The sequence below is a fragment of the Limnospira platensis NIES-39 genome, from assembly GCF_026000695.1.
GTDB classification, from domain to species: Bacteria; Cyanobacteriota; Cyanobacteriia; order Cyanobacteriales; family Microcoleaceae; genus Limnospira; species Limnospira platensis.
Genome location: NZ_AP026945.1, coordinates 6,699,345 through 6,713,256, shown reverse-complemented (window position 1 = coordinate 6,713,256; position 13,912 = coordinate 6,699,345). Strand labels below are relative to the sequence as shown.

At 46.8% G+C, this 13,912-nt stretch carries 11 protein-coding genes; 3 read left to right on the top strand and 8 right to left on the bottom strand.

Annotated features, from left to right (window positions below):
- Positions 1-31: 31 nt before the first annotated feature.
- Entirely contained in the window at positions 32-2,482 is a 2,451-nt protein-coding gene (locus tag N39L_RS32820; protein ID WP_006617831.1) for an endonuclease MutS2, read from the bottom strand.
- Positions 2,483-2,713: 231 nt separating this feature from the next.
- Between N39L_RS32820 and N39L_RS32815 the strand changes: the two genes are divergently transcribed.
- The 3 genes from N39L_RS32815 to hemG all read left to right on the top strand — a co-directional run bounded on the left by N39L_RS32815 (position 2,714) and on the right by hemG (position 5,293).
- Positions 2,714-2,854 (top strand): DNA cytosine methyltransferase, encoded by a 141-nt coding sequence (locus N39L_RS32815; RefSeq protein WP_148261914.1) that lies wholly within the window; start codon positions 2,714-2,716, stop codon positions 2,852-2,854.
- Between the two features lie 468 nt (positions 2,855-3,322).
- Positions 3,323-3,544, top strand: a complete 222-nt coding sequence (locus tag N39L_RS32810) for a DUF2811 domain-containing protein (RefSeq protein ID WP_006617830.1) — start codon at positions 3,323-3,325, stop codon at positions 3,542-3,544.
- Positions 3,545-3,841: 297 nt separating this feature from the next.
- Entirely contained in the window at positions 3,842-5,293 is a 1,452-nt protein-coding gene (hemG, locus tag N39L_RS32805) for a protoporphyrinogen oxidase (protein ID WP_014277531.1), read from the top strand.
- A 253-nt stretch (positions 5,294-5,546) separates the two neighbouring features.
- Here the strand turns inward: hemG and N39L_RS32800 are convergent, their stop codons facing one another.
- From N39L_RS32800 to N39L_RS32770, 7 genes are all read right to left on the bottom strand, one after another.
- Complete coding sequence (locus N39L_RS32800; protein ID WP_014277530.1) at positions 5,547-6,257, bottom strand: response regulator transcription factor; 711 nt, start codon at positions 6,255-6,257, stop codon at positions 5,547-5,549.
- A gap of 84 nt (positions 6,258-6,341) precedes the next feature.
- On the bottom strand, positions 6,342-8,378 hold the full coding sequence (locus N39L_RS32795; RefSeq protein ID WP_014277529.1) for a tetratricopeptide repeat protein: 2,037 nt from the start codon (positions 8,376-8,378) through the stop codon (positions 6,342-6,344).
- Between the two features lie 65 nt (positions 8,379-8,443).
- Positions 8,444-8,614 carry a photosystem II assembly protein Psb34 gene (gene psb34, locus N39L_RS32790; protein WP_006617826.1) on the bottom strand — a complete coding sequence of 57 codons (171 nt, stop codon included), beginning with the start codon at positions 8,612-8,614 and terminating at the stop codon, positions 8,444-8,446.
- A gap of 86 nt (positions 8,615-8,700) precedes the next feature.
- Complete coding sequence (locus N39L_RS32785; RefSeq protein WP_006617825.1) at positions 8,701-9,537, bottom strand: thiazole synthase; 837 nt, start codon at positions 9,535-9,537, stop codon at positions 8,701-8,703.
- A 184-nt stretch (positions 9,538-9,721) separates the two neighbouring features.
- Positions 9,722-10,978 (bottom strand): methionine adenosyltransferase, encoded by a 1,257-nt coding sequence (gene metK, locus N39L_RS32780; protein WP_006617824.1) that lies wholly within the window; start codon positions 10,976-10,978, stop codon positions 9,722-9,724.
- Positions 10,979-11,132: 154 nt separating this feature from the next.
- Positions 11,133-11,882 carry an HAD family hydrolase gene (locus N39L_RS32775; protein ID WP_014277528.1) on the bottom strand — a complete coding sequence of 250 codons (750 nt, stop codon included), beginning with the start codon at positions 11,880-11,882 and terminating at the stop codon, positions 11,133-11,135.
- A gap of 109 nt (positions 11,883-11,991) precedes the next feature.
- Positions 11,992-13,188, bottom strand: coding sequence for a 30S ribosomal protein S1 (locus N39L_RS32770; protein WP_014277527.1), 1,197 nt, complete (start codon positions 13,186-13,188; stop codon positions 11,992-11,994).
- Between the last annotated feature and the right edge of the window lie 724 nt (positions 13,189-13,912).

The following is a 13,912-nucleotide window of genomic DNA, read 5'->3' as shown; positions in this document are numbered from 1 at the left end:
GTGGGGCGGGTTGATGATAAACTCGGTTTTTTTACTTCAAATAAGCAATAGTAACTCCCGCCCCACCATCTGGATTTGATGCCAGTTCAAACCGTTCAACTTGGGGATGTTCTTTGAGTAACTCGTGAACCCCTCGCCGCAGTTGTCCGGTTCCCTTACCGTGAATAATCCACAGCGCGCCAAAGTCGAGAATTTGCCCCAAAGTGCGATCGATTTCTGTTTCCGCCTCGGATACCCTTTTCCCTCTCAAATCGAGGGTATTTTTATCCGTGCGAACATTAGGCAGTTTTGAGGGTTCCGGTTTATTGGTAACTGGTGAATGAGTCTTGTCAGCCTTGGGAGTTGCTGAAGTTTTGGGAAGTTCTACCTTTTGACCATCTAAGGACTCAATTTCCCCTAATCCTACAGTCATTTTCATAATCCCAAATCGGACTGTTAGTTGATTATTGTCATCAGGTCCGCTGAGTATCTCTGCTGTTTGACCAATGCGGGGAATACGAATCCGATCGCCTACTTTCGGCATAAAATTAGGTAATGGTGCTGGTGTAGCCTGCCGAGATGGTAGATAATTCTCCGCGATCGCATCTAACGTAGCCGTAGCCTTTTGTGCGTCAGCCGCCGTAGGTTTCCCCTGCTGAAGGCGACGGATCACCTTAGCTATTTCCCCCTTAGCCTGTAGTAAAGTCTCCTTAATCTCCTTTTCCTGGGCTTGTTTAAGCTGTCTTTCCCTTTCCTGGAGAGATATAGCCCTTTCCGCCAATTCTCCGTGTAGGCGTTCAGTCTCTTTCAGTAGTTGACTAGCAGCGATCGCCTTAGTTTCCTGCTGTCGTCGCTGTGCTTCCAACCCCGCGATCACCTGGTTAACATCCTCATCACCGCCGCCAACATAGGACCCCGCCAGTTTTACTATGTCATGATCTAGCCCCAACCGTTCCGCAATTTTCAGAGCATTAGAACGCCCAGGAATCCCCCACAATAGGCGATAGGTAGGTTGTAGGGAGGCATCATTAAACTCCACCGAAGCATTTTCAAACCGAGTATCTTTGTATTTTAACGCTTTCAGGTCGCCAAAGTGGGTAGTCGCCACCGTAAGACGGGTGCGGTCCGCGAAGGTTTGCAATAGGGCGATCGCCAAAGCCGTCCCCTCCGTCGGGTCAGTCCCCGCCCCTATTTCATCTAACAATACGAGAGATTGACAGATGCGATCGTACTCCCCCGCCTCCGTTACCCTCATCGGTTCCCCAATAGCCTGTAGAATTCGAGTAATCCGGCGAATATGACCAGAGAACGTAGACAAACTCTGCTCAATAGACTGTTCATCCCCAATGTCTGCTAACACCTGTCCAAACCAAGGCATTTCCACAGGTTCCCGCGCCGGAATAAATAGCCCCACCTTAGCCATGATCGCCGCCAAACCAATAGTTTTTAGCGTCACAGTTTTACCCCCCGTATTCGGTCCGGTAATAGCTACCACCCGGATCTGAGGGTTAATCGTGATATCAATCGGAACCACCTCCGGTCCCTGTTCATACTCTTGTTGCCATATTAGGAGAGGATGGCGCAGTTGTCGCAGGTTGATTGTTTCTGAGGTATCCCCAGGGTCAATAAACCTGGGCGGGTTCGCTTTTAGCCAGTAGCTATAACGGGCTTTAGCCAGGGCTAGATCGATAGTTGTCACGATCGCTAAAAGTTTTTCGAGATCCGGGACTACCGCCGCCACCTGTTCAGTCAGACTCCGGCGGATCGCTTCCGCTTCCGTTTGTTCCGCCCGCTGAATTTGTCGCAGTTCGTTGTTTAGTGCTACAATAGGGTGCGGTTCCACATAGACTGTCGCCCCCGTAGTCGAAGCATCATGGACGATACCCGGAATGGCATCTTTTTGGGGAGCTTTCACCGGAATCACAAACCTACCCTCTCGCTGGGTGACGATTTGTTGTTGAACCGCTTGCGCTTTCCGTTGCAGGATGCCTTGTAGAATTTGATAAATGCGATCGCGGGTTGATTGCAGCCGGGCGCGAATTTCCCCCATTTTCACACTGGCGCGATCGGTTACCTCTCCCCGTTCATCAATACACCGATGAATTTCCTGCTCTAATTCCGGATAGGTGCGTAGTTCTTCCACTAAGCTAGTTAATACCGGTACATCTTCCTGGTCATCAATTACCCGGCGCAGTTGTCTAGCCCCCGCTAAGGTAGTGGCGATCGCTAATAACTCCTCACCAAATAAAATACCTTGGCGATCGGCCCTTTCCAGAGAAGCCCCAATATCCTGAATACCATCAAGAGACAAACCCTGAACCAGCTTGAGTTGCAGTTGATAAGCCTCTTTAGTTTGTGCTAAAAGGCGATCGGTTTCTTCTTTCGTCTCTGGAATAGCCAACTGACGGGCTGCGAAAGCACCCAATTTAGTTGCCGTAAAGGTTGCCAGATGTTTACACAGCCGATGCCATTCCAGTAATTCTAGGGTTTCTGCTTGAATCAAAGCCTAAAGTTTTGATAATACAAATGTTTATCCTCCATGGTATCATATTTTTTGATTTTTACCAGCGATCGCCTTGAACTTGGGAAATTTTGGTAAGTCAAATGTTTTCAACTTATCGCTTTAGGCTGGGGAGTTGTCAAAGGTTTGACTTATGCCGATATCTTCCCTGGTATTGGAGGATTTATAATCGGGCTATAACCAACTGGATTAAAATGTATTTATGCGTTCTAAATTAATCAGTATTGTCGCCAAGCATACTTTCAGAATTTTGGGGACTACCCAGAAGCAGATATCCCTCAAGTTTATTTCACTAGCCTTCCCAAAGTTAATCTAATCACCCCTGGTTTTCCCTGTCAGCCTTTTAGTCTTTGAGAATCCCTCTTGGCAATATTTTGACTTTCATTATCCATTGTCCACAGATCGCCCCAATTTTGTCCCTTCAACATTCTTATCTTTTCACCAAATTTTCCCCAGAGATTCCACAAACTTTCCACAGGGTAAGCCGAGTTTTTCCACAGATTTATCAGATTTTTCCACAGCCAACCACTCCTATAATGATAGTCTGCCGTTTAATTGGGGATTTTGGCAAGCCTAGTATCGACAGCCTTAACTACCCAGATTATTGTAAAGTTATGTAAAAAAAAATGGCTGCAAACCCTCATTCTGTCGTCAAGTCCCCATCACCCAGACCGAGGTTGTAACATTTAGCAACATTGACAACCCTCCCCCCCCATAGCACACAATAAATAAGATACTATTTTCCCTTCAAGCATCAAATTGCTCAGTCCCTTAGCCTAGCCACATAAAAAATGGCTCCATCCCAACTTCTGTGAGGTTTATATGAACACAAGTGTTAGTATTCTGACCGAAATTCCCGAAACACTCCACGAGTCCCTTCAGGGCTACCTGGACACTCACCCCGACTGGGACCACGATCGCGTGTTTTCCGCCGCCCTGTCCCTGTTTTTGTTACAAAATGGCAACAACACACCAGAAGCCCTCGATAGCTGTAGAGTAGCCGCCAGAGTGTACCTAGAAACTCTGTTTCAGTCCAATACATAAGCCAGCCCTGAGAATAGCCCCAGTAGGGTGCGTCACATCCTCCTAATTTCCATAGCCACGATAACTGTTCTGATGTGACGCACCTTCCCAACTCTTTTCAAAGCAGAAGAAAGATAATAACCCCCTAATTATTGAAATTCTTTAACAATTAGTTTTTCCCCAACTACCGTCACAATTCTTCGTCATGCCATACTATGATCACAGATGTTAAGTTATCAACAGGTTTAATAACGTTAAATCTTGCACTAGAGGGCAATCAACAGTACAATCACCACTATCTGCTTTGTAATTTCCACAATGACAAACCTAGTTGATAGCCTTATAGTTGGTGCTGGTATTAGCGGGCTAAGTTTAGCCCATAGCCTGAACCGTGAAAAAAACCCCCGCTCACCCCTAAAAGTTTTGGTCACAGAAAGCCAGAACCGAGTCGGGGGAAATATTACGACCGGACGCGCATCTGATTTTTTATGGGAAGAAGGCCCTAACAGTTTTGCCCCCACCCCTGAATTACTCGGACTAGCCGTAGATTTGGGGCTTAAACAAGAATTGATTTTTGCCGATCGCAAACTACCCCGTTATGTCTACTGGAACCATAAGTTACATCCAGTACCCATGACCCCCCCCGCCCTACTCTCCTCCCAACTAATCAGCCCCAGAGGTAAACTCCGCGCCGCCTTGGGAGCCATAGGATTTGTGCCACCCCCAGTAGGCGCTCACCTCTCTCAACAGCGAGGAGAAGAAACTATTACCCAGTTTTTCCATCGACATCTCGGTTCAGAAGTCCTAGAACGTCTCGTCCAGCCCTTCGTTTCTGGGGTTTATGCTGGCGACCCTCAACAATTAGCAGTCCGTTCCGCTTTTAGTCGATTAGTAGCCGCCGAAGACGCAGGGGGTGCGCTACTACCTGGATTTGTGCGATCGCGCCTTAATAAAAAAACCACCAAAGACACCACCCCCGACCCCAATATTCCCAAAACTCGCCCCGGTGAATTAGGGTCCTTTCGTTATGGCCTGGAAACTCTGCCCGAAACCTTGGCCAGTAAATTAGGCGATCGAGTTAAGTTAAATTGGACCCTCGACCGTTTTTATCCCACCCCTCATCAAACCTATATTGCTGAATTTTCCACCCCAGACGGCCCCCAGCAAGTAGAAACCCGAACCCTCGCTTTAATGACCCCCGCCCATGTTAGCGCTCGCCTCTTGCAACCCCTACACTCTCAAATCGCTTCCGCATTAAGCCAAATTCCTTATCCCCCCGTCGCTTGTGTCGTACTCGCCTATCCTAAATCAGCCTTAAAACAACAACTCAAAGGCTTTGGTAATTTAATTCCCCGCCATCAAGGAATCCGTACCCTCGGCACTATTTGGACCTCCAGTTTATTCCCCGGTCGCGCCCCAGAATCTTGGCAAGTCCTCAGCAATTATATTGGGGGTGCTACAGACCCTGAAATTGGCGAAATGGATGATGATCAAATTGTCGCCGCCGTTCATCAAGACCTACGCCAAATTCTGCTGGCTGAAGATGTCCCCCCCAAAGTCTTGGCTGTCCATCTCTGGCGGCGCGCTATCCCACAATATACTCTCGGTCATCAAGATCGCCTAAATTCCATCAATGCTGGATTGCGATCGCTTCCCGGACTTTATCTGTGTAGCAACTATATTGATGGGGTTTCCGTCGGTGACTGTGTGAGGCGCGGCCAGCAATGGGCATCGCAAATTCAGTCCCACCTTCATCCAACAGCCAACTAATCACCACTAGGGAGTCTTGGCCCTCCCTTCAGTTTATGTTAACTTTTGTAACGAAATGTTAAGAATTGTTGCGAAAAATTTTTTCTGGGGGAGGTTGCTTGCTTTTGGGTTGCGCTTCTGGTATTATTTTAGATAATGGTAATATTGCCAAAATTATTATTTGTGTAAAGATTCCGATTATATAAAATATGTCAATATTTTACCCCGGCTTCCCCCTGCCTGTCAACCCCTTAACCCCCTAAAATTCGTGAGTTTAAGGCCTAGGTTCTTCACTACCACGGCGATCGAACATATACCCCACCCCGCGAATCGTTTTAATCAACACAGGTTTATCTGTGTCCGGCTCAATCTTTTTGCGAATTTGACCAATATGAACATCAACTACCCGCTGTTCGCCCTCATATTCATAATCCCAAACCTCCTGTAGCAGTTCTGAGCGTCGCCAAGCCCTACCAGGCTTTTTCGCTAAACAGTAAAGTAGGTCAAACTCCAGGGCACTGAGGGAGATTTGGCGATCGCGAATATAGACCTCGCGGCGTACCGGGTCAATCACCAGATCCCCATAGGTCAAGCTCCGCATTTCCGTCTCTTCTACAGAACGCTGTCGCTTCAAAATCGCCCGCACTCTCGCCCCTAGTTCTGCCAAACCAAAGGGCTTAGTAATATAGTCATCAGCCCCCAGATCAAAACCCTTAATCTTATCAGCCTCCCCAGTCAAACTGGTGAGAAGCAAAACAAATACCCGCGTCCGGCTCTGCATTTCCTGGCACAGGGCAAAACCAGTGGTATCAGGCAGGTTAACGTCCAGAATCACCAGATCGGGATTAAATTCGTCAAACAATTGCAGCGCCGTCTCACCATCTTTTGCCGACTCAACCTCATAGTTTTGTTGAGTCAGATACCGAGAAATTAAATTGCGGATTGCCGGGTCGTCATCAACCACAAGAATCTTTTGAGAGGCCATAACCACAAGAAGAGCGTGAGCATGGGGCAAAAATACAAGCCTAGCCTTGCCAGGATAGCGTCTGTCTTGATTTTTTTATGGATTTCAAGATAAGTAACGCCATATTTCCGGGAGCAGATGACCGGGAATCTTAGATAGGGCTTGGTTTTGACCTAATGGGCCCGATTCCTGGTACAAAGCGCGTAGGGTTCGGACTAGATGATTGAACGCCAAACGATGACGTTCCGACTCTAGAGCGGTGGCACTTCCTTCTTCAGGAATCGCCTCATAGGAACCTGCCATCAGGTGATGGTGCAGTGCTTTCTCTAGGTGAGAAACCCTTTGTTCACAGCGAGGACAGAGCGCTTGATCTGTTGCCAAACGATAATAAGCAAGTCCTAAGTTATTGTGAGTTGCCAAGGTATCGAATGTCAACTGCGTGGGACTCAGTTGTTGGGCTAGGGTTAAGGTTTTTTCATAAGCTGCGATCGCCTCATTCAATGATTTACTGCGCTCTTCTGGTTCCTCCTGATACATGGCTAAATGCCAACAGGCTGTCCCCAGGTTATTTTCAGTAGTTGCACAAGCAACCGGATCCGCTTTGGACGTGCGATATTTTAATGCTTTTCGGTAGCTATAAATCGCCTTTTGCAGCCACCTTTTTGAAGGCTGATGCTGTGCTAGATTCCAGTAAGCTGTCCCCAGGTTAGCCTGAATCATAGCATAGTGCTGAGGCTCCTTATTCTCCGAATAGCCCCGCAAAGCCTCCCCATAAGCGGCGATCGCCGCTTTTAAATTAACCACTGGTTCAATATGTTGGGCGCGTGTCCAATAAGCTGTTCCCAAATTATTTTGGATAGCTCGATAATCTAGCCCTTGAGAATCACATAGACGGCCCTGGTCCTTAACCAATTTCAGATAGTTGATAGCTTCTTCATAAACAGTAATCGACTGTTGCAAATTCTCAACTGGATCCCGAATTGTCCCTAAATCTGTATAAGCAGCACCCAGGTTCTTTAGCACTCTAACATAAATATAGCCGTCGGAGTTCGGCTTAACTTTCATTAACCCGGTTTGATAACAGATAATACTCATCTCCAGATTCGCCAACGCCTGGCCACCCTGATGTAGAGATTTTCGCGTCTGCTGAAATAGCATCCAGTGGAAAGTACCAAGATCGTTGTAGATATTAACCGCATCTAAACCCTTCGGTAAAGCACTATTTGACTCTAACAGCATTTCCCACTCATCCAATTGCTCTACCACCTCGTTATAGGCTTCTATAGCCTCATTTAGTAGTGGCACAGTACCATTACCCTTAGATATGCGATCGCGATATATATAAGCCCGTTTTAAACAGCTCTGTAGATATTCCTGTGAATATACCAGCCCCGACGGTGAACCATCTATTGGCTCAGTTTGAGCGACCCTTTGACCCTTCGGCTGCTCTACAGACGAGCTCACCCTCTCTCTCTCTGATTCTGATTTATGTATACCCGGCGAATGCTGCCCTGATAAAGCCTGATCATACACCGGACTAGGGTCCCCCACAAATTTAAATATACCCCTATGCAAGCGCCAAAATTCCGGCGCTGACTGCTGAATACAGCACAGCCAAGGCGATGATACCCACAGCAGCACACTTAACTCAAATTCGATTAACTTAGATTCAGCTTCCCGCAAATAGTTCAAAAAAGACCATTGAATACCAGCAGGTTGTCTAGTTAACTTTTCAACCCCTAAAATCTGGAAAGCTAGGGGAGAGCCAGGATTTTCACTTTTCCAGCGGCACATTTGAGCAATAGGGTTGGGGTCAGTTAATTCCAAATGCAGCGTCACCAACTTAGAACTAACCTGCTTTCGGGTTGTGATCTCTTCCTCGCCAGACCTATCACCAGCCCCTACCCGGTCTATAGTATCTGCTCCATCTGTACTCAGAAGATCCTCAGAACCTAGTTCCGTTTCCAAACTACTCGCCATTTGATGCAACAGACTCAGGTGATCACATACTGCCACAAAAACCTGTTGTCCCAAACCTAATCTTAAAGCCTGCTTCAACTGAGTATAAAGCTGCTTATTTGTGGCGTAACTACTAGAGAAGGTTGTATTAGTTGCGGTCATTCCATGCAGAAAAAATAACATTGATACTGGCCTGATATTATCTCATTCAAGCCAGCATCATCACTACAGGAATTTCTCCACCGATTCTAAGACGCAGCTACCGCAATAGCTAACACACCAGCCACAAAAACCGCAGCCAGCGCCCCCCAAACTATGTAGTTACGCTTCTGAGTTTTATTGGGAGGTTCCGCCGTATAAACTTTTGGTTCTACAGCAAAGTTATTGACGAGTCCATCCTCTTCGGTTGTATAAGGCATTCGTATATAGTCCTGATCTTATTCCTGCCACCAATCTTAACAAAATTTGGCGACACCCCCAGAAACTTTAGAAAATTTTAGCATTCTCAAAAGTTCGCTCCTGTGATTGTACCCGTGAGAGGGGAAGAAGCGATCGCATAATCCTTAACCGGAATACGTCCCGCCAAATAAGCCATACGTCCCGCTTTCGCCGCCATTCCCATAGCATTCGCCATCATAGATGGTTTACTCGCCAAAGCGATCGCCGAATTAATCAGCAAAGCATCAGCCCCCATTTCCATAGCCATAGCCGCCTCACTGGGCGTACCAATACCCGCATCTACCACCACCGGCACCTTAGCATTATCAATAATAATCTGAATATTGGCTGCATTTCTAATCCCCTGACCAGATCCGATAGGAGATCCCAAAGGCATCACCGTCGCACAACCCGCCTCTTCCAAATGTTTAGCCAACAGAGGATCAGCATTAATATAAGGCAAAACCGCAAACCCTTCTTTTACCAATTGTTCCGCCGCCTTCAGAGTTCCTATGGGGTCAGGTAGTAAATATTTAGAATCAGGAATCACCTCTAACTTCACAAAATTATTGTCTTCCTGACCCAATAACTTAGCCATTTCCCGACCCAGACGCGCCACCCGCACCGCATCTTCCGCCGTTTGACAGCCAGCAGTATTAGGTAACATCCAAATTTTCGACCAGTCGATCGCCTCCGCCAGCCCCTCATGTCCCGGAGCCTGAGTTTGCACCCGTCTAACCGCCACCGTAACTATCTCACAGCCACTAGAAACAATACTTTCCTGCATTTCTTCTAAACTGCGATATTTGCCAGTTCCCGTCATCAAACGCGATGTAAATGACCTACCAGCGATCGTTAGCGGTGAATCAACAGGTTGTGATACTGGTTTTTCAACAGTTTGCATAGAATCATCCTTCAACTTGAGACAAAGGGGATAGTACAGACAACACAGATATTGTCCCTGCCCTGGCGGGAAATTCATTAAATACCTGAGCCACCAGCAATTATCCATTATCCCGCTTCCCGCCCCACCGATAATCACCGGAGGCGAGAAGCGGTAGTTACAGAAGGTTATCAAAACCCAGGTATCAGACCGTAAGAGTCTGAAGCAATTCCCGCTTGAGTAATTCCACCTTATCAGTTTTTTCCCAAGGTAGATCGAGATCCGTCCGTCCCATGTGACCATAGGCTGCCACATCTTGGAAGAAACGACCTCCCCGCAGGCCTGGTAAATCCCGCAGGTTAAACTCTTGAATCATACCAGCCGGACGCAACTCAAAGTTTTCTTGCACCACTTTCAGCAGTTGTTGCTCATCCACCTTACCCGTGCCAAAAGTCTCAATAAATAGACTAACAGGACGAGCCACCCCGATCGCATAACTTACCTGAACCTCGCACTTATCCGCAAAACCAGCAGCCACAATATTTTTAGCAATATAGCGGCAAGCATAAGCAGCGCTGCGGTCTACTTTCGTGGGGTCTTTCCCAGAAAAAGCGCCGCCCCCATGTCTCGAATAACCGCCATAGGTATCAATAATAATCTTACGACCCGTTAAACCAGAATCCCCTTGAGGTCCACCAACCACGAATTTACCAGTAGGGTTAACTAACAAGCGAGTATTTTCGTCAGGTTTAATATCAATCCCTTCCCAAGCTGGAGTGATCACCTCAGCTAACAAATCTTCTTTGATGCGATCTTGGACCGCTTGGGGGTCAGTAATATCGCCAATAGTTGCTGTATGTTGGGTTGAGATCAAAATCGTGTCTATTCTGACCGGGCGATCGTTTTCGTAAGCAATAGTAACTTGAGTTTTGCCATCAGGTCGCAAGTAAGGCAAAGTACCATTTTTACGAACAGCCGTCAATTGTCTAGCCATCCGGTGAGCTAAACTGATCGGCATAGGCATCAGTTCCGGGGTCTCATTACACGCAAAACCGAACATCAACCCCTGATCACCAGCACCGATAGAGTCCAAAGCCGCTTCACTCAGTTTTTCCCGATTTTCCTGGGCTTGGTCAACACCTTGAGCAATATCTGGCGACTGTTCATCAAGGGCAACTAATACTGAACAGCTATCTGCTGAAAAGCCATTTTCCGCGTGGATATAGCCAATTTCGGCAATCTTTTGACGGGCTAGTCCGATATAATTAACTTGGGCTTTAGTAGTAATCTCCCCAGTAATCAGAACTAAGCCTGTGTTGACAACTACTTCCGCCGCCACCCTACTTTTAGGGTCTTGAGCCAGGAGAGCATCCAAAATGGTATCAGAAATTTGGTCGCAGATTTTATCAGGATGACCCTCTGTCACTGACTCAGAGGTAAACAGATATTGACGATTAGACAAGGCTTTCCTCCTGTTGGATCATTGATTGTTAGCCGTTCACTACCCCGTAGTAATCCCGTCCAATATACCAAACTCCCTACAACGGATCATGAAAGTTTGACCATTTAATGGGTTTCCTACGGACTGTTTCTCAAGAATCTGCTGGAGATAGAAACTAATTGGAGACTCCCCCGGTAATAATTGCGATCGCATCAAGTGTCGAAATTACCACATCAGCCATCTGTAAATCATGGCTCCATGGTTGCCAACAAATACCGATCGCACCTGCCGCTCCGGCTTCTTTCGCCATTTGCATATCCCCAGCAGAGTCTCCCACCATTAACGTTTTACCTGGTTCTACCCCCAGTTCTTGGCAACTCTGAACAAATAGCGCCGGGTTCGGTTTCGCTAAATTTTCACTAGCCCCCTTCTGTAGTTCTATATATCGCTCCAACTTATGGCGGGTCACAAATGCTTGCACCTGTTCCGTCGTAGCCGCCGACAGAATCCCTAATTTAATACCCCCCTCATATAGCGATTTAAGCACCTCTAGGCTGCCTACAAATAGTGGTGATGGTGGATGGTTTTTAAAGCTGTTATCGGCTTCTATAAAGGCTTTCTGAGCAATGTTTTTCGACTCGATCCATCCCCGTCCGGTTTCTGCGATATAAGCGGCCGTGGCAATTTCATTTTCTTGGCGTGTTCCTGTTGCCATTAAGCCTGTGGGGTCTAGGGTATCGTTTTCTATACCAAAAGCCATCAGCAGAGGCTCGCCAATCCCCGGAATTTGGGCATCAACTAAACGCGATCGCACCTGTCCCAATTTCCGTAAGAATTCCTGGGAGTCTTCCAGAGTCCCATCTTTATCGAAAATGATAGCCTCTATGCGATCGAAGGTAATGTTATTAACTCGAATACTGGGCAAGGTTCAGACCTCATATTTTTCTGCTAACATAGGCTTCTAACCACCCCCTACCCTACCAAATATCAAAAAAAAGAGGGCTATCCCTCTTTTTTCCATCAGCATTCAACAATTAGGATTCGGTTGCTATGGGAATCTCTTCTACCGAATCTTCTACCGAATCTTCTACAGCTTCAGTTTCCGCTACCGGTTGTGCGATCGCTTCTGATTCTGATTCTGATTCTGATTCTGAAATCGGTTGCTCTTCAGTCGGAACAGACAATTCGGCTTCCGTATCCACATCAGTAGCAGATGGAATCTCAGCAGTAGACTCTTCTGTTTCCGCTGTCTCTGATGCCGTCTCTGATGCTGTCTCTGATGCTGTCTCTGATGCTGTCTCTGGTGCTGTTTCAACTACCGGGATGCCTTGCTGTTCAGCCTGCATTTTTTCCCGGAACTTCGCAGCCATTTCCTCAGCTTTCTCATAAACCATCTCAGGATTTTTCACCATCGCCCCCGGTTCCGGTTCTAACTGCTTAGTAGACAGTGAAATCCGACCCCGATCAGCATCAAGATCAATAATCATGACTTTAACTTCGTCATTAACATTGAAGACACTGTGGGGGGTATCAATATGATCATGAGATATTTCTGAGATGTGCAGCAAACCGCTGACACCACCGATATCAATGAATGCACCGTAAGGTTTAATTCCTCGCACCGTACCGATGACCACTTCACCTACTTCTAGGCGGTTCATCTTACGCTCAACTAAAGCGCGACGGTGACTGAGAACCAAACGGTTGCGGTCTTCATCAACTTCTAAAAATTTCAGTGGCAGTTCTTCGGCTACCAATTCTTCTTTAGGTTTCCGGGTGCTGATATGGGAACCAGGAATAAAACCACGCAATCCCTCAATGCGGACTAGAGCCCCACCTCGGTTAGTGGCAAAAACCTGAGAACGAACCGTAGCATCTTCTGCTTGCAGTTGGCGAACTCGCTCCCAAGCCCTCATGTATTCTATGCGGCGGATTGACAATGTAAGTTGTCCATCCTCATTTTCATCCGTGAGAATAAAAAATTCCCTGGTCTCATTGGACTGCAATACTTCTTCCGGGCTCTCCACCCGGTTGATCGACATTTCCTGTAGCGGAATGTATGCTGCCGTCTTAGCACCAATATCAATCAGAGCGCCCCGGGGTTCTAAACTGAAAACTGTGCCCGGCACCACATCTCCGGGGCTGAAGTGATAATCATACTTATCCAACAGGGCGGCAAAATCTTCGTGGGTAAAGCCCACATCTCTACTTGTTAGTGTCTGATTGATCATGCGAGTCGTTTCCTAGAATTTCTCCCCTTAATTGTGTTTACATTGAACAGAGGGCAGCGGTTTGGGGTTTCCGAGGGGGGTGGATATGCTCTATTCTAGTGACCATCATTTGTTAATTTGGACTCTAGTTAGGTGCATTTTACCTCAATCGGTGGCCTCTGGTTATAACCTGGTTGACTACTCACCCTATTTAATTACGGGCAATTTTCAGCAGTTGTCACACAATGGTATCAATACCCTTGGTTCATGCCTAGTAGCCCTTACTCTTAATATCAGACCCCGTTAAGCTGACGCTATAACTAGGGACTCCTATTGAGTTTTTTCTTAGTTGGCTGAGTGATTTTACTCAACTGCCATCTCTAAGTATGTATCCATGTTGCCTGCTTGTCTGCGCCTTAGTCTTTAAGTTAAGACCAGGACTCTGACCTAGCTTTGCTCCTGACTCTTACCAAAGGGCAACAGAGCCGGACTGCTGGCTCGGATTCGTTAAAAATATTTTTAGTTTAACTCAGAGCTTATTCATTATGCCATACTTTAGCAAAAGTGTAGCAAATTTTTATCGTAGCATTTTCACTACCGAGATTGTCAATGGGCTGAGACTGGTAGAAGTACGCACCCATCAAAACTTTGGGAGAGTTTAGCCAAACAATCTAGCCTCAGAGGGAGTTAATTAAGCCGAGAAGCGGTATAATTAGTTTAGTGGCGGAATTTCTCAAAGATAACC

Excerpts from the sequence above, each read along its gene's own strand:
- N39L_RS32810 (WP_006617830.1), top strand. The coding sequence starts at position 3,323 with ATGAACACAAGTGTTAGTATTCTGACCGAAATTCCCGAAACACTCCAC.
- hemG (WP_014277531.1), top strand. The coding sequence starts at position 3,842 with ATGACAAACCTAGTTGATAGCCTTATAGTTGGTGCTGGTATTAGCGGG.
- N39L_RS32800 (WP_014277530.1), bottom strand. The coding sequence starts at position 6,257 with ATGGCCTCTCAAAAGATTCTTGTGGTTGATGACGACCCGGCAATCCGC.
- N39L_RS32795 (WP_014277529.1), bottom strand. The coding sequence starts at position 8,378 with ATGTTATTTTTTCTGCATGGAATGACCGCAACTAATACAACCTTCTCT.
- psb34 (WP_006617826.1), bottom strand. The coding sequence starts at position 8,614 with ATGCCTTATACAACCGAAGAGGATGGACTCGTCAATAACTTTGCTGTA.
- N39L_RS32785 (WP_006617825.1), bottom strand. The coding sequence starts at position 9,537 with ATGCAAACTGTTGAAAAACCAGTATCACAACCTGTTGATTCACCGCTA.
- N39L_RS32770 (WP_014277527.1), bottom strand. The coding sequence starts at position 13,188 with ATGATCAATCAGACACTAACAAGTAGAGATGTGGGCTTTACCCACGAA.